This is a genomic window from uncultured Zhongshania sp. (assembly GCF_963975605.1).
Classification (GTDB): Bacteria; Pseudomonadota; Gammaproteobacteria; order Pseudomonadales; family Spongiibacteraceae; genus Spongiibacter; species Spongiibacter aquimaris.
On record NZ_CAXBHN010000016.1, the window covers coordinates 1 to 16,048 of the forward strand.

The window sequence follows — 16,048 nt, forward strand, 5'->3', positions numbered from 1 at the left end:
AACCGGCCAAGATAGTTGTCGTCAACCGGTCATCCTAATTGTCGCCGAACAAGCGCGAGTGTATACGCGGCCTTTCCCTGGATTTCAGAGATTATCTTTCCTCCCCACGCGTTAGCATTTTTTAAATCGCTGCCGGCGCAGTGATGAATTTCATCAAAAATAACGAATACTTTATGGCTGTTGAATAAATCCCAAATATCACATTCACTTATCATGGCTTGATAAGTGAATGTGCGGCCAATCGAGCCTAGCTTGCCGTCAAGCTTTCTTCCCATCTGAGTTTCAAGTTCCTCGCGAAAGTCGTCAGAAACAATAATAGAAGGAGCAATACAGATTACTAAATCGATAAGGCCGGTGTCGAAAAGCTGCTTGGCGAGAATTGCCGCCATCAGGGTCTTCCCCGCACCTGGCGTTGCGAGGCAAAGGTAATGGGAGTGATGGTTTTTGTATTGATAAATGGCTTTAGTGATGCATTCATGCTGCCAGAGTCTAAGGTTCATTATTAAGCCTATTGGCACTTGGATATGAGGGATTCAATGGCCTTAACTCGGCCGAGCGTTTTTGAGTAGCGATTGCGGGCGTCGTTGTAGAGCTCTTGCAGGTCGTCACGTCGATTGGGTAGCTGACTACTAAGTACCTCGTATTCTTCTGCTTCGCTGATGGTGGTTAGCAGTTCAAGCTTATGTTTCTTCAGTTGTTCCTTTAGGTCATTTATATAATGATTATTGGATTTTGAACTTTTGTTGGATTCCTTGGGTGGCGTTTTGCGGTGAGGTGAGCCAATTGAGTAATTTTCCGGGTTAAAGCTGTTCGTCAGCCGATAGCGTGGCCGTCCGTTATTATCGTCTGATTCCTTTATTGCAAATCCAGCCCATATCAGTCGATCAATATTTCTTTGAATAAATTGGTGAGCCTGCTTTGTATTCAAGTTTGGGCTGCTGCCTAGCTTTAAATAGGCCTCTACTAGATCTGCTCTGCTAAACGTCAGAAATTCATGAGAGGTTAGCAGAGACAGTAGCTCGGGTTTGATTTTCAACTTAGGCATGATCGCTTGTATTTCTGAGTTAGAACGAATTTTGATCAAAAAATGATCGCCAAATGAAGCTTAGGATTCCTAAGTATACTTTAACCCAATATACTTAGACAATCTAAGCTCTCTAGGCCTATAAAGATGATTCAAAGTTGGCAAGTATCAGCCCATTACCGCAGCGTCTTCTGGAGGCGCGTACCCTTAAAGGCATTAGTCAGAAAAGATTGGGTATCCAGCTTGGGATGGAGCCGGGCTCAGCCAGCGGTCGAATGAATCACTACGAGAAAGGTCGTCACACGCCTGACTACCCGACCTTAAAGCGAATTGCTGCCGAGTTAGATGTGCCGGTTGCTTACTTTTTCTGTGAAAGAAGCGTAGTTGCTGAGCTTGTTTGTCATATTGATAAGCTGTCGGAGAAGGAGCAAACGACTTTGCTGGGCCAGATTAAACACCTAAAAGAAGAGCCATCTTCGTAGGTTGGTGAAAATGAGGCGCTATTGGTGACGCAGAACATCAGCCAATTGATGTCTTCAAAATCAAATTTCAATAATTAGGTTTGGATTGAAGTCCTCCTGCTCTGGCGTACCTGGATATCCTGCCGGGTTGCACAACACTCTTGTTTCACTCACTGAATAGTCCGCAGCATCATGCATGTGTCCGTGCACCCACAGCTGGATGTCGAAGGATCTGATAATTTCTGAAAGGTCGGACGCAAACGCTGGTGTTAAGTTATCGGTGATGAATTTGGGGTGAACGGAGTTTCTGTGAGGGGCGTGGTGCGTGATGACTACTGTTTTTCCATCCCACGGCTTCGCGAGTTCGTTTATAAGCCAGTATTTAGATCTGTTGTGTACTTTTTGAGCATCCTCTGGCGCGAAAAAATGACGTGGCTGACGATGTCCACGGGTTATTAGCCTGTGATCTACTATGCCAAATTCGGCGTGGCTCTTTGCGACTTTGGGCTGACCGAAGATATTGTAATCCGTCTATAAGGTGGTTCCCAAGAATCGAATGTCATCCACAATGTGGGTATCATTTTGCAGGAAAATAACATTGTTCGTTGTTTGGGCGAGTCTTCGCATTTCATATTCGAGGGTGTCAATGTTCTTGGTGTAATATTCGTGGTTTCCTGGAACGTACCAGACAGGGTGCTTTAAAGATGATGCCCAGTGGATACCTGCAACGCCTATGTCGATGTCGCCGGCTAAAATAATTAAGTCTGCGTCACTTGGTATAGGGTGTTCCCCGCCTTTGCCGCGATAAAACTCATGGTGACTGTCGCTGCGTATGTGTACTTTGGTCATGTTGGCACGCCTTTGGCGTGCTGCTGAATGTACTTAGTTGATTGTTAAAGCTAGTTGAAGTGGGCTTTCTCGTTGTGTACTTGATTGGTGATAATATCGGAATCACTTGCGGTTGCAATAATGATTCTAATTTAAATCCATATAAAACAATGGTTTACGGCATATTGATTGGCGTTGAAGGCGGCGTCGGGTGCGTGCTTTAGGAGGCTGAGTTACACCTTAGGTACTGTCAGTGAAGATTTCTAGGCGTCCGCAGTGGCCTTTCCTCATGTCTGCCCTAAAATGATTTTCTTACATGTCTAGGGCTGTGGGTGGCTGTATTTTCCCAGTAGGTTCTGGTCGTGGCACCAGGCAAGGAATGCTTTGCGGCAATATACTGGTGTGGTTTAGTCGGAGGCAGTAGAATTAGTGTAAAGAAGGTATCTTTACACTTTTATGTTGGTTCCTAAATTTTAGGTGCCCAAAAGTGGCAAATATTTGACTTAACTTTACAGTATTTTGGTTTTTTTGAAGGATATGCATTGATACAAGTATGTTGGCGCTTTTTCCAGCCACCTTATGCGAACTACCATTCTAGCCAGCGCTTATTTTTTTCGATGTCATTGTGGTAATCACGCAGCGGAACGCCCTATTAAAGATAGGGCGTTTTTGTTGGGACTTAATGCTCGGTAGGCCGCTAATACCTTGCAGACCGCAGGGGCTTTGAGTAATGTTGTTTGCAATTAAATGTTTAAGGTATGCGTGTCACTCGCGCTACTGTCCCTCTAACAACATGTGAATGTTTCTGTGAATGTAGTTTTAATTTCCAGCCCTAGCGCCTTGAGTGACGCGATTTGCAGCCAGCTAGGTTCGCGGGGGCGTCCCTTCGCGCACGTTTCGGTCGACGACTTGCAGGCATTTGATACCGCGTTGCTGCGAAATTCAATAGTCATTGATAGCGATGCGCTGGTGTCTTTTCAGCTTAGCGATGGTGTGGCCGAAGCAGATCATGCTCGCTTGCTAGATGCGCGCAGAAAAGTACTTCAATCCTGTCTGGCAATGGATGTCCCCTACGTGTTTCTCAGTGATGGCAGAGTTTTTGATGGCTTTACTGAGCGGCAACATGAATACGTCGAGAGCGATCAGAAAAATGCGGGCAGTGTTGCGGGAAAGCAGTTAGCTGAGTATGAGAGTTTAGTTGCCGACGTCGCTGGGCAAGGCTTGGTGTTAAGGACCGGGCCATTAATTGCGGCGCAAGAAGGTAATTTTCTGGGCGATTGTTTGGTCACGATGCGTGGCGGTAGCGTTTTGACCTTGAATGATTCTGTGACGAGCTGCCCGACCCCGGTCTCAGATCTGGCGCGAGTAGTGTCTGGCATTGTCGACCAATTAAGTTGTGGCGCCTCATGTCGTGGTGTCTATCATTACAATAGCAGCGGTTCAGCTAGCGCCTATGAGTTTGCCGAAGTGGTCTGCGCATTTGCTTCTCAGTTTGTTGCGCCGGTCGCGGATATTGCCGCAGACGATGAGGGTATCACCTGGCGGCCTGATGCACCGGTATTGTCTTGCAATCAAATTTTGCAGGATTTTGGCATTAAGCAATTGCCGTGGCGGGCTTATCTGCCCCGGATGGTGAGAGCAATTTGTGAGGAGGTCACCAAATGAGTAGTGACAACGGTTTTGTAGCACTGGCGGTGGCTGTTCTTACCGTATCCGACACGCGTAATGAAGATAGCGACACGTCCGGCCGATTTTTAGTTGAAGCTCTGACGGCAGCAGGCCATGAGCTGGCCGCAAAGCAAATAGTTAAAGACGATATTTATCAAATTCGCGCGGTGATGTCCGAGTGGATATACCGCTCTGATATACAGGCGGTATTGGTAACTGGCGGCACTGGTTTTTCTGGTCGGGACTCTACCCCTGAGGCGGTGTCGGTCTTATTCGATAAGCAGATTGACGGTTTTGGTGAAGTCTTCCGCGCGCTGTCTTTACAAGAGATCGGCTCCTCGACTATTCAGTCGCGGGCGTTGGCAGGTTTGGCGAATAACACCGTTATTTTTTGTGTTCCCGGATCTACCGGTGCGTGTAAGACCGCGTGGCAGGGCCTTATTAGTGAGCAGCTTGATAGCCGGCACCGTCCCTGCAATTTTGTTGGGGTGTTAAAAACTCGTCGCGATTCAAGGGCTTGATTGTGGGGTTGCGCTCGGTTGACGACACTTTGCACCATCTTTTGGCGGACGCACAAAAATGGTGCTCTGAGGATCGGCTTTTAGCCCAATGCTTGGGCGCAGTGTTAGCAGACGATGTGTATGCAGAAAGCAATGTTCCGCCAGCTGATAATAGTGCTATGGATGGCTATGCGCTGCGTCATGTTGATCTAATTTTAGGCAAGCCAATACCGCTAAGTCAGCGAATCCCTGCTGGGGCGATTGGCGAACCATTAAAGCTGGGTACTGCGGCCAGAATTTTTACTGGTGCGTTTATTCCGGCCGGTGCCGATACCGTGATTGCGCAGGAGGACTGCGAGCAAGTTGACGGCTTTGTAACAGTGAATGCCGCGGCGAGCAAAGGCCAGCATATTCGCCCCTGTGGACAAGACATTGCCTCAGGGCAGTTGTTGTTAAAAGCTGGCCATCGACTTCAGGCCGCGGACTTAGGTTTGCTGGCTTCACTGGGTGTGTCTCAGCTCCGTGTCAGTTCGACGATCCGAGTCGCGTTAATGTCCACCGGTGACGAATTGTGTGAACCGGGTGAGTCACTGGCGCCAGGGCAAATCTATAACTCTAATCGGCCGATGCTTGCGGCAATGATTCGCGCCTTAGGTTGTGAGCTTGTGGATCTGGGTATTGTGGCTGACGATCCCGCTACTACTAGGGCCGCATTGATTAAGGCCCGCGATAGTGCAGACGTGGTGATAAGTAGCGGCGGTGTGTCCGTGGGCGAAGAGGATCATGTCAAGGCACAGGTTGAAGCGTTGGGCTCGCTGCAGCTTTGGAAGCTGGCAATAAAACCGGGTAAACCGCTGGCATATGGCCGCTTGGCGAATGTGCCATTTTTTGGCCTGCCTGGAAATCCCGTCTCTAGCTTTGTGACATTTTGCCTGCTGGTCAGGCCGTATTTGTTGGCGATGCAGGGTTTGACCGAAACGACTGCGCCGCAATGGCCTGCGCAGGCCAATTTTGACTGGCCTAAGGCGGGCAGCCGTCAAGAGTATCTCCGCGCTAGAGTGACGCCCGGTGATAGTGGTCTTCAGGTCGATATTCATCCGCAGCAGAGTTCCGGCGCGTTAACGTCAGTGTCATGGTGCAATGCTTTAGCGGTGATTCCGGTTGGTCGTACTTTGCAGCGAGGTGATCGCGTCGAGGTGATTTTTCTGCGGGATTTAACGTAGCTGTACTAGCGGGCCTGCAGTGAAATGGTTTCACCGCAGGCCTTCAGAATGTTAAGCAGTATAGCGCTTAAACACTAAGCTGGCGTTTGTGCCGCCAAAGCCAAAGCTATTGGACATAACGGTATTTAGCGTCACGTTTTCTTGCTTTTTCAGCACGATCGGTACGCCTGCCGCTTCGTCGTCCAGGGTTTCGATGTTGGCAGACGCGGCAATAAAGTTATGTTTCATCATAAGTAATGAGAAGATCGCTTCCTGAACGCCGGTCGCGCCCAGTGAATGACCGGCCAGCGACTTGGTTGAGCCAATGGCAGGAATCTTTTTTCCTTCGTAAGCTTGTTTTACCGCTTTCAGCTCCTGCATATCGCCAGCGGGCGTTGAAGTGCCGTGCGAGTTGATATAGTCAACGTCACTATCTACTGTCATTAATGCTTGGTGCATACAGCGCGCTGCGCCTTCGCCGCTCGGCGCGACCATGTCGTAGCCGTCAGAGGTTGCGCCATAGCCAACTAGCTCGCCGTAAATTTTCGCACCGCGTGCTTTGGCGTGCTCGAGCTCTTCAAGTACGACCATGCCTGCGCCGCCCGCAATAACAAAGCCGTCGCGGTTTGCATCGTAGGGGCGTGAAGCGCTTTCGGGGGTGTCGTTGTACTTAGTCGACAATGCACCCATCGCGTCAAACAGGCAGCTCAGTGACCAATGTTCTTCTTCGCCACCGCCAGCAAATATGATGTCTTGCTTGCCTAGCTGGATAAGCTCCATCGCGTTGCCAATACAGTGTGCACTGGTGGCGCAGGCGGATGAAATTGAGTAGTTCACACCTTTAATTTTGAATGGTGTTGCTAGACAGGCCGACACGGTGCTGCCCATGGTTTGCGTGACACGATAGGGCCCAATGCGCTTCACTCCGCGCTCGCGCAGAGTGTCGGCAGAATCAATTAAATTCTCTGATGAGGCGCCGCCGGAGCCAGCGATAATGCCGGTGCGAACATTGCTGACATCGTGCTCTTCTAAGCCTGAATCGGCGATAGCTTCCTGCATTGAAAGGAAGGCGTAGGCCGCGGCATCACCCATAAACCGAAATTGCTTGCGGTCGATGAGAGATTTCAGGTCTAGGTTTTTGATGGAGCCAGAAACGTGGCTGCGAAAACCCATTTCTTTATAGGTTTCGTTGAACGCAATACCTGACTTGCCTTCCTGTAGTGAGCTCAATACTTCGGCTAGATTGTTACCGATGCTCGAAACAATCCCCATGCCAGTGACGACAACACGTTTCATCGAATACCTCGTCTTATATCGTGTGATGAATTTGTTAGATTAAATGTTTATGGATGCTACTCGAAGCTAGCGTCGTCTTTAAACAAGCCGACGCGTAAGTCTTTTGCGGTGTATATCACTTTACCGTCAACAGCAACTTCGCCATCGGCAATGCCGAGGACCAGTTTTCGCTCGATCAAGCGTTTGTAGTTAAGTGTGTAGGTGACCAGCTTGGCGTCCGGTAGAATTTGTCCGGTGAATTTAACTTCACCAGCACCTAGCGCGCGGCCTTTACCACTATTGCCACGCCAGCCTAAGTAGAAACCAACCAGCTGCCACATGGCGTCAAGTCCAAGGCAGCCAGGCATAACAGGGTCGCCGACAAAGTGGCAGTCGAAAAACCATAAATCCGGATTTATATCTAGCTCGGCGACCAGTATACCCTTGCCGTAGGTGCCGCCCTCGGTACTAATGTTTGTGATACGATCCACCATCAACATATTGTTAACGGGGAGCTTCGGGTTGCCGGGGCCAAAAAGCGTGCCGTTCCCGCAGTCGATGAGTTCTTGTTTGGTAAAGCTATTTTGATGAATTAAAGACATGAGGCAAAATTATCAGCTTGAAAATGTTGCGGCCATCTTAGCACGAAGGATTTCGATGGCACATAAAAATGTCAACATTGGCGCGAACATTGCTGTCATACCCCTGTCATGATTAGTCAGTAAAAGAGCGGTTCTTGCTAAGTAAAGGCGCTACATGGAAAATAGCGGCCAGTTTACATGCAGTTAAAAGGAGCCGGCCCAACGTCCGGAAGGTGTTAAAGGAAATATTATGATTAGAAAATGTCTGTTCCCCGTTGCAGGTTATGGTACGCGCTTTCTACCTGCTACTAAATCAATGCCTAAAGAAATGTTGCCCATAGTGAATAAGCCTTTGGTGCAATATGGTGTTGAAGAAGCCATTGATGCTGGCTTGAAAGAAATTGCCTTGGTGACTGGCCGCGGTAAGCGGGCCATTGCCGACCACTTCGATATTAGCTATGAGTTAGAAAACCAGATCGCTGGTACCAGCAAAGAGCGTTACCTGGATTGCATTCGTAATGTGCTTGAGCAGGGCACGTTTATGATGACGCGCCAGCGTCAGATGAAGGGCTTGGGTCACGCGATTTTGACGGGTGAGTGCCTGATCGGTGACGAAGCCTTTGGTGTAATCTTGTCTGATGATTTATGTCTTAATCATGACGACGAAGGTGTCATGGCGCAGATGGTAAAACTGTATAACCAATTCCGCTGTAGCATCGTCGCTATTCAAGAAGTACCGATGGAAGACATTGAGAAATACGGTGTTATCGCTGGCGAAGAAATGGGCGACGGCTTGTATCGCGTCAGCACAATGGTTGAGAAGCCTAAGCCGGAGGACGCCCCAACCAATATGGCGGTCATTGGCCGTTATATCCTTACACCTGATATTTTCGATATTTTACGCAATACTCCGCCGGGCAAAAATGGTGAAGTGCAGTTGACGGATGCGTTGATGACGCAGGCGCAAAACGGTTGTGTCTTGGCATATAAATTCCGCGGCAAGCGTTTCGACTGTGGCAGTGTGCCTGGTTTCATTGAAGCGACTAACTATGTTTATGAAAATATTTATGCCGAGGGTTCCGCGTGAGTAGTAGCGAAATAACGTGTTTTAAAGCGTATGACGTCCGCGGTCGTATTCCTGATCAGTTAAATGAAGATATCGCCTATCGCATAGGCCGCGCTTTTGCTGAAGTTATCCAGCCAAAGAAAGTTGTGGTGGGGCATGATATTCGTCTTAGTAGCGAGGCAATTAAGGCTGCGCTGACAAATGGTTTGCTGGATGCTGGCGTCGATGTCTATGACATTGGCTTGTGTGGCACCGAGGAAATTTATTTTGCGACGGCGCATGCCGGTATGGATGGCGGTATTGCGGTTACCGCTAGCCATAACCCTAAAGACTACAACGGCATGAAGTTTGTGCGTGAAGAGTCTAAGCCAATCAGCGGCGACACCGGCCTGTTTGATATTAAAAAGCTCGCTGAGAAAAATGAATTCGCTACCCCAGAAAAACGCGGCACATTACAGCCTTTAGATACGTCAGCAGCTTATGTTGAGCATTTGCTTGGTTACGTAGATGTCGCCTCGCTAAAGCCATTAAAAGTTGTAGTGAATGCCGGTAATGGTGGTGCTGGGCGTGTTGTGGACTTATTGGAGAAGCATCTGCCCTTCGAATTTATTCGTGTGCATCACGAGGCTGATGGCAACTTCCCGAATGGTGTGCCAAACCCGCTATTGGTGGAAAATCGCCAGCCAAGTATTGATGCGATTAAAGCACACGGCGCTGATTTAGGCGTTGCATGGGATGGTGATTTTGATCGCTGTTTCTTCTTTGACGAGACCGGTGACTTTATAGAAGGCTATTACGTTGTTGGCTTGTTGGCCGAAGCGTTTTTGCTGAAAAATCCGGGTGCGAATATTGTTCATGATCCGCGTTTAACCTGGAATACCATCGCCATTGTCGAAGAGGCAGGCGGCAAAGCGGTGCAGTGTAAAACGGGTCACGCTTTTATCAAAGAGCGTATGCGCATTGAGAATGCCGTCTACGGTGGCGAGATGAGTGCGCATCATTATTTCCGTGATTTTGCTTATTGCGACAGCGGAATGATTCCGTGGTTGCTGGTGACTCAATTGATGTCGGTGAAGTCGGCGAGCTTGTCTTCGCTGGTTGAGGAGCGCGTTGCGCTATTCCCCTGCAGTGGTGAAATCAATCGCGAAGTTGAGGATGCAAAAGCGGTTATTGCACTGATCGAAGAGAAATATAAACCCAGTGCGGCGGCGGTGGATTTCACTGACGGCTTGAGTATGAGTTTTGAGGGCTGGCGCTTTAATGTTCGGATGTCTAACACTGAGCCTGTTGTGCGTTTGAATGTGGAAAGTGATGGTGACTTTGCTTTGATGGAAGCCAAGACCGCTGAGCTGTTAGCTATGTTGTAATACTGGTATTGTACAGACATAAAAAAAGCGCCGTTAGGCGCTTTTTTTATGTCTGTCTTTTTAGGTTTTTTGCGCTTCTTGATACCGCGCTATTAATTGTGCCGTTGAGCTATCCAAGGAGCTGACGTCGTCCCCTGACAGTGCACCCATTAGGGTCTGGCTTATTTGCTTGCCGAGTTCCACGCCCCACTGATCAAAGGGGTTAATGCCCCAAACAAAGCTGGCGGTGAACAAGCGGTACTCATATAGCGCAATTAAGGCGCCCAGCGCGCTTGCGTCCAACTGTCTCATTAATATGGTGGTGCTTGGGCGATTACCTAACATGGCCTTGTGCTGTGCTAATTGCGTGGCCTCCTCGGGTCCTGTGCCATTGTTGATCAGCGTTTGTTTGATGTCTGCAGCGCTCTGGCCTTGCATGAGTACTAGGCTTTGACTGAAACAGTTGGCAATAAGATTTTGATGCTGTTCGCCAACAGGATTGTAAGAGCGAAGGCTGGCAATAAAGTCGCAGGGGATGGTGTCGCTACCCTGGTGTAGCAGCTGGTGAAACGAGTGCTGACCATTGGTACCCTCGGTTCCCCAAATGACACCGCCTGTGCCGTACTTAAGTACCTCACCATCTCGACTTACTGATTTGCCTGCACTTTCCATAAATAATTGCTGGAGATAAATCGGCAATAATTTTAGATGGTGCTCATAGGGTAATACGGCTTGTGAGCTGATGCCCCATGCGTTGCGGTACCAAACATCCAGAAGGCCGAGAATAACAGGAACGTTATCTTCTAGTGGCGTGTGTTCAACGTGAAGGTCTATTGCATGGCCGCCTTGCAATATGGCGCGGAAATTATCCATGCCGAAGCATAGCGCCACTGCTAAGCCGAAGCTTGACCAAAGGGAAAAGCGGCCGCCTACCCATTCCGGGGTGCAAAGTATCAGCTCTTCTTTGATGCCGAAGTTTTTGGCAGCGCTAGGTTTTGAGGTTACGGCGACAAAGTGCTGGTCGACATTTTTGCAATTCAGTGTGGAGGATAGCCAGGCGCGGGCGGCATTGGCGTTGCTTCGTGTTTCTTGGGTGCCAAAGGATTTGGATGCCACAATAAATAGAGTGGTTTCCGCGGGTACTGTCGCTAAAATTTCGGTGATGACGCTGGGGTCTATATTGGCGGCAAAATGGGCATTGAGAATACCGTCGCCTTGATTTGCAAGGGCGTCGCATACTAATCGGGGGCCGAAGTCAGAGCCGCCGATGCCTATATTGACCACGTCGGTGAATGCCTTGCCGGTGGCGCCAGTCAGTTCGCCGCTGTGCACGGCGGCGACGAGTTTCGCCATGCTGCTATACATTTCATTAATAGCGTGGTCGCTGCTTTTGCCGTCGACCGCCCAGCGGCGCAAGCTGGGGTAGTTTGTTGCCCGATCCTCGGTGTTGTTGAGGTGGGCTCCGGCCCTTAAGGCGGCGAATTGCTCTGGTACACCGGTGTCCCGCGCCAAGGTGCAGAGCGTGGCAAGGATGTCTTTGTCGATATGTTGCTTTGAGTAATCAACAAATAAGGGGCCAACGTCGGCGCTATAACGCGCTGCGCGGTCGGTATCTTCTTGGAAGCGTTGACTTAACGAGGTTGTGATACTGTTTTGAGCAATGTTTTGTAGAGTTGATCTGATCTCGGCGTCGTAGCGCGATCTGGCTCCGTGTTGTGGCGTGGTGCTCACAGCATTTCCTTTTAAATATCCGTTTAGTGGGGCCGGCCTCTCCATACCGGCAAAGCCACTAAATTGTAGCGGTTTCGGGCATGAATTGTAATCCGCTGAGGCCTTTAGCTACGTCTTGAAAGGGCGATAGTGGTGAGTTTTTCCAGCGCGCGGCGATAGGGTGAGTCGTTAATCGGCGCTAGTGCTGCTAATGCGGCTTCGGTATAGCGTTCTGCTGCTGCCCGGCAGTAGGCAAGAGCGCCACAAGAGGTGACGGCTTCGACGATCTCGTCGAGTTGTTCCGCAGTCTTATTGCTAATGGCATTGTGAACCAGTGCTTGCTGTTGTTCGTTACCATGTTGCAACACGTAAATTAGCGGCAGGGTGGGTTTGCCCTCGGCGAGGTCGTCGCCGATATTTTTGCCCGTTTCTTCTGGGTCGCCTTCATAGTCGAGAATGTCGTCGATGAGCTGGAAGGCGATGCCGAGATTTAAGCCGTAATCATAAAGTGCGCTTTGATGTTGGCCTTTTTGGCTAATGATCGCAGCGCCACCGCAGGCGGCGCCAAATAGCACGGCGGTTTTGCAGCGAATAACGTCAAAGTAGGTTGCTTCGCTGGTGTCTGCATTGCCTGCGCGACTAAGTTGTAAGACTTCGCCCTCGGCGACGGTGTTAGTTGTGCCGGAAAGTAAGCCCATCAGCGGTAGGCTGCCGATCTCAACCAGAATCTGAAAAGCCCGTGAGTACAGAAAGTCACCGACCAGGACGCTGGGGGCGTTGCCCCAGTTGGCATTGGCGGTAGGGCGCCCGCGACGCAGAGCAGAGATGTCGACAACGTCATCGTGCAGCAGGGTGGCGGTGTGAATAAACTCAATGACCGCCGCTAAGTGCATGTGTCGCTGTTCAATATTACCAATGGCGCCAGCGCAGAGCAGTGTGAGCAAGGGGCGCAGCCGCTTTCCTCCCGCATCGACGATATAGTGGCCGATGTTTTCTACGAGGGGCACGTTGGAGTGCAGTTGTTCGATGATAAATTCGTTGACCGCGGCAAATTCGCTGTCAACGATCTGGCGGATCTGTTGCATGGTTACGACGATACGTCTGGCGGAGTCGGTTGGCATCGTATGAGCGCAGCTGCGAGCTGTCAAGGTTTCTGCATTAAAGGGTTTTAGGGGTGTTGTTTATTTTTGCGATACTGCGTACAATTCGCGCCCCTGAAAGCAAAACCGTGCGGCCCCTTAATGGTTAAGTGGTGGTGACGGTGCCTGGACTTGTCCCGGCGTGATGCACTTAGTGTAAAGCGCTCGGCCGAAACAAATTATTGCAAGCAGGCTCTTGGAGATTATGCCCATGTACGCAGTTATTGAAAGTGGTGGTAAGCAACACCGTGTGATTGAGGGTGAAACCCTCAAGCTGGAAAAAATTGAAGTTGCCACTGGCGAAAGCGTAACCTTCGACAAAGTGTTGATGGTTAAGGCCGGTGAAGAATTGAAGATTGGCGCACCTTACGTTGAAGGTGGCAAAGTGACTGCGGAAGTTATTTCGCAAGGTCGTCACGCCAAGGTGAAAATTGTTAAGTTTCGCCGTCGGAAGCACAGCATGAAACAAGCTGGTCACCGTCAGTGGTTCACCGAAGTGAAAATCACTGGTATCAGTGCTTAAGGAATTAGGAGAGACTCATGGCTCACAAGAAAGCTGGTGGTAGTACTCGTAACGGACGCGACTCGCAGAGTAAGCGTCTAGGTGTAAAACGTTTTGGTGGTCAAACTGTTAGCGCGGGCAGCATTATTGTTCGTCAGCGCGGCACTCGCTTTCACGCTGGTGAAAACGTAGGTTGCGGCACCGACCACACTTTGTTTGCAAAGGCAGACGGCGTGGTGAAGTTTGAAGTTAAAGGTCCAAAGAGTCGCAAGTATATTAGTATTGTTGCGGCCTAAGCCCTCTTCGTGACGTTTAAAGCCTCGTCTGTTGACGGGGCTTTTTTGTTTCTGTAGATAGGTTTTAAGCATATTCCTTTTGTAGGTTGGCATAGTCATGAAGTTTGTTGATGAGGCGGTAATCAGGGTTGAGGCGGGGCGAGGTGGCAATGGCTGCATGAGCTTTCGCCGCGAGAAATTTATCCCCTGGGGTGGTCCGGATGGCGGTGATGGTGGCGATGGTGGCAGCGTCATTTTGCGCGCTGAGGCGTCAATGAACACCTTGGTTGATTTTCGTTTTGTTAAAGCATACAACGCCAGGGTTGGTGAGCCGGGTCGCGGCGCTAATTGTCGCGGTAAAAGTGCAGAAGATTTAATTTTGAATGTGCCGGTGGGCACTACCGTTGTCGATGAGGACACCCAAGAGGTGCTCGGCGACTTAGTGGCGGCTGGCGATCTTTTGAAGGTTGTTCAGGGTGGTTTTCACGGCTTGGGTAATACGCGGTTTAAGTCGAGTACTAACCGGTCGCCGAGGCAGTTTACCCGCGGCAGTGATGGTGAAATCCGAAACCTGCGTTTAGAGCTTAAAGTTTTGGCTGATGTTGGTCTGCTGGGTATGCCAAACGCGGGCAAATCCACCTTTATTCGCGCCGTGTCGGCGGCCAAGCCCAAGGTGGCGGATTATCCGTTTACGACCTTGGTGCCCAATTTGGGCGTGGTGCGGGTGCAGCAGCATCGCAGTTTTGTTTTGGCCGATATTCCGGGCCTGGTTGAGGGGGCGTCAGATGGCGCTGGGCTTGGCATTAGGTTTCTTAAACACTTAACCCGCACTCGTTTGCTTTTGCACTTGGTGGATATGGCGCCCTATGATGGTGTTACGCCGCAGGAGTCGGTTGCGATTATCTCTAAGGAGTTGTCGCGCTTTAGTCCGACCCTGGCCGGGCGCGAGCGCTGGTTGGTATTGAATAAGCTCGATATGCTGCCGGATGATGAGCGCGATGCGCGCTGCCAGGAAGTGGTTGATGCGCTGGGTTGGGCTGGGCCGGTTTATCGCGTGTCAGCCTTGACGGGCGAGAATACTAAGGCGCTGTGTCAGGATGTATTGCAGTTTGTCGAAGAGCAGGCTGAATTGCTGGCTACCGACGCTGAGGCTGCCGAGCGTGAGCGAGATATACAGGATGCCATGCAGGCTGAGGCGCGCGAGCGTATTCAGGCGCTGGCGGATCAGCGCCGCTCAGAGCGCCGTGCCGCTGGTGATGACGAAGACTATGATGACGACGATGAAGATGATGATCACGATGTTGAAGTTATCTATCGTCCTTGAGGTGCTGTGATCTTGTCTGAGAATAGGCGGGCGCTAAAAACGTGTAAGCGTGTGGTGGTCAAAATTGGCTCGGCACTGCTTACCAATGATGGTCGCGGTCTTTATGCCGAAGGCCTCGACGCTTGGGTTTCGCAGTTGGCGGCGCTCAGGGCGTCTGGTCGTGAAGTGGTTTTGGTTTCGTCGGGTGCTGTTGCCGAGGGTATGACGCGTTTGGGTTGGCGTGAGCGCCCCGATAATTTGCATAAATTGCAGGCTGCGGCGGCCGTTGGGCAGATGGGTTTGGTGCACGCCTACGAAACGCGATTTCGTACCCACGGTTTGCAAACTGCACAAATCTTGCTGGGGCACGATGATATTTCTGCGCGTGATCGTTATTTGAACGCGCGCAGCACCTTGCTCACCTTGCTGGATTTAGGTGTGGTGCCAGTTGTTAATGAAAACGATACGGTTGTCACCGACGAGATTCGCTTTGGTGACAACGATACCCTGGCTGCACTCGTTGCGAATTTAATTGACGCCGATACCTTGGTTATATTGACGGATCAGCGCGGCTTGTTCGAAGAGGATCCCCGCTCAAATCCGAATGCGAAGTTAATTTCTGAGGCTTCAGTAGAAGATCGCTCGCTAGATGTAATGGTGGGTGGTGCGGCTGGTTTGCTGGGGCGCGGAGGTATGCTAACCAAGCTGCGCGCGGCACGGTTGGCATCTCGCTCCGGGGCGAATACCGTTATCGTGGGCGGTCGCGAAGATCGGGTGTTGGATCGTATTTTTGAGGCGGAAGACTTAGGTACATTATTGCTATCAAAAGAGCCGCCGATTACAGCGCGTAAAAAATGGCTGGCGGGGCAGTTGCAGTTGCGGGGTTCGGTGCAGATTGATGATGGTGCTGTGCGCGTATTGCGTCAGCAGGGGCGTAGCTTATTACCCGTGGGGGTAGTGGCGGTGACTGGGCAATTTTCCCGTGGTGACCTTGTTAAGTGCGTTGATGGTCAGGGAAATGAGGTGGCGCGCGGTTTGGTGAACTACTGTGCTGATGATGCGCGACGCTTAGCTGGTAAGTCGAGTGGCAAGATCGTTGAGTTGTTGGGCTTTGTTGGTGAGCCCGAGTTGATTCACCGCGATAACTTGGTGGTGAGTGGCTGATTGG

Annotated in this window: 17 protein-coding genes; 10 read left to right on the plus strand and 7 right to left on the minus strand. The window is 50.4% G+C overall.

Features of this window, described 5'->3' with window-relative positions; genetic code table 11:
* Positions 1 to 29 precede the first annotated feature (29 nt).
* Positions 30 to 500 (minus strand): DEAD/DEAH box helicase family protein, encoded by a 471-nt coding sequence (locus AAC007_RS12955; RefSeq protein WP_339677354.1) that lies wholly within the window; start codon positions 498 to 500, stop codon positions 30 to 32.
* Between the two features lie 8 nt (positions 501 to 508).
* Entirely contained in the window at positions 509 to 1,084 is a 576-nt protein-coding gene (locus AAC007_RS12960) for a hypothetical protein (RefSeq protein ID WP_339677355.1), read from the minus strand.
* Between the two features lie 98 nt (positions 1,085 to 1,182).
* Between AAC007_RS12960 and AAC007_RS12965 the strand changes: the two genes are divergently transcribed.
* Positions 1,183 to 1,506, plus strand: a complete 324-nt coding sequence (locus AAC007_RS12965) for a helix-turn-helix transcriptional regulator (protein WP_339677357.1) — start codon at positions 1,183 to 1,185, stop codon at positions 1,504 to 1,506.
* A 510-nt stretch (positions 1,507 to 2,016) separates the two neighbouring features.
* Here AAC007_RS12965 and AAC007_RS12970 read toward each other — a convergent pair.
* A complete protein-coding gene (locus tag AAC007_RS12970; protein WP_339677359.1) occupies positions 2,017 to 2,334 on the minus strand; it encodes a metallophosphoesterase in 318 nt (105 codons plus the stop codon).
* A gap of 786 nt (positions 2,335 to 3,120) precedes the next feature.
* On the opposite strand from AAC007_RS12970, the gene AAC007_RS12975 reads away from it, so the two are divergent.
* From AAC007_RS12975 to glp, 3 genes are read left to right on the plus strand one after another with little or no spacing between them, the layout of a single operon-like run.
* Entirely contained in the window at positions 3,121 to 3,978 is an 858-nt protein-coding gene (locus tag AAC007_RS12975) for a sugar nucleotide-binding protein (RefSeq protein ID WP_296435851.1), read from the plus strand.
* On the plus strand, positions 3,975 to 4,502 hold the full coding sequence (gene moaB / locus AAC007_RS12980; RefSeq protein WP_339677361.1) for a molybdenum cofactor biosynthesis protein B: 528 nt from the start codon (positions 3,975 to 3,977) through the stop codon (positions 4,500 to 4,502). Before AAC007_RS12975 ends, moaB begins: the two co-directional genes overlap by 4 nt.
* 2 nt (positions 4,503 to 4,504) lie before the next feature.
* Positions 4,505 to 5,704 (plus strand): gephyrin-like molybdotransferase Glp, encoded by a 1,200-nt coding sequence (gene glp / locus AAC007_RS12985; RefSeq protein WP_339677363.1) that lies wholly within the window; start codon positions 4,505 to 4,507, stop codon positions 5,702 to 5,704.
* Between the two features lie 51 nt (positions 5,705 to 5,755).
* Here glp and fabB read toward each other — a convergent pair whose 3' ends face one another.
* Positions 5,756 to 6,979, minus strand: coding sequence for a beta-ketoacyl-ACP synthase I (gene fabB, locus AAC007_RS12990; RefSeq protein ID WP_296435848.1), 1,224 nt, complete (start codon positions 6,977 to 6,979; stop codon positions 5,756 to 5,758).
* 56 nt (positions 6,980 to 7,035) lie between these two features.
* The gene (fabA, locus tag AAC007_RS12995; protein ID WP_296435846.1) at positions 7,036 to 7,560 is read right to left on the minus strand and encodes a bifunctional 3-hydroxydecanoyl-ACP dehydratase/trans-2-decenoyl-ACP isomerase; all 525 of its coding nucleotides are present in this window, start codon (positions 7,558 to 7,560) and stop codon (positions 7,036 to 7,038) included.
* Positions 7,561 to 7,789: 229 nt separating this feature from the next.
* Here fabA and galU point away from each other — a divergent pair, with 229 nt between their 5' ends.
* Positions 7,790 to 8,626 (plus strand): UTP--glucose-1-phosphate uridylyltransferase GalU, encoded by an 837-nt coding sequence (galU, locus tag AAC007_RS13000; protein ID WP_296435845.1) that lies wholly within the window; start codon positions 7,790 to 7,792, stop codon positions 8,624 to 8,626.
* The gene (locus tag AAC007_RS13005) at positions 8,623 to 9,972 is read left to right on the plus strand and encodes a phosphomannomutase (RefSeq protein ID WP_296435844.1); all 1,350 of its coding nucleotides are present in this window, start codon (positions 8,623 to 8,625) and stop codon (positions 9,970 to 9,972) included. The genes galU and AAC007_RS13005 overlap by 4 nt, the downstream gene beginning before the upstream one ends.
* A 60-nt stretch (positions 9,973 to 10,032) precedes the next feature.
* On the opposite strand, the gene pgi is transcribed toward AAC007_RS13005, so the two are convergent.
* Positions 10,033 to 11,682 (minus strand): glucose-6-phosphate isomerase, encoded by a 1,650-nt coding sequence (gene pgi, locus AAC007_RS13010; protein WP_339677365.1) that lies wholly within the window; start codon positions 11,680 to 11,682, stop codon positions 10,033 to 10,035.
* Between the two features lie 104 nt (positions 11,683 to 11,786).
* Entirely contained in the window at positions 11,787 to 12,746 is a 960-nt protein-coding gene (locus AAC007_RS13015; RefSeq protein WP_339677418.1) for a polyprenyl synthetase family protein, read from the minus strand.
* Positions 12,747 to 13,011: 265 nt separating this feature from the next.
* Between AAC007_RS13015 and rplU the strand changes: the two genes are divergently transcribed.
* From rplU to proB, 4 genes are all read left to right on the plus strand, one after another.
* Positions 13,012 to 13,323 carry a 50S ribosomal protein L21 gene (gene rplU, locus AAC007_RS13020; RefSeq protein ID WP_123183200.1) on the plus strand — a complete coding sequence of 104 codons (312 nt, stop codon included), beginning with the start codon at positions 13,012 to 13,014 and terminating at the stop codon, positions 13,321 to 13,323.
* 17 nt (positions 13,324 to 13,340) lie between these two features.
* Positions 13,341 to 13,598 carry a 50S ribosomal protein L27 gene (gene rpmA / locus AAC007_RS13025; protein ID WP_103684220.1) on the plus strand — a complete coding sequence of 86 codons (258 nt, stop codon included), beginning with the start codon at positions 13,341 to 13,343 and terminating at the stop codon, positions 13,596 to 13,598.
* 97 nt (positions 13,599 to 13,695) lie between these two features.
* Positions 13,696 to 14,901 (plus strand): Obg family GTPase CgtA, encoded by a 1,206-nt coding sequence (gene cgtA / locus AAC007_RS13030; protein ID WP_339677370.1) that lies wholly within the window; start codon positions 13,696 to 13,698, stop codon positions 14,899 to 14,901.
* A gap of 12 nt (positions 14,902 to 14,913) precedes the next feature.
* On the plus strand, positions 14,914 to 16,044 hold the full coding sequence (gene proB / locus AAC007_RS13035) for a glutamate 5-kinase (RefSeq protein WP_339677372.1): 1,131 nt from the start codon (positions 14,914 to 14,916) through the stop codon (positions 16,042 to 16,044).
* Positions 16,045 to 16,048 lie beyond the last annotated feature (4 nt).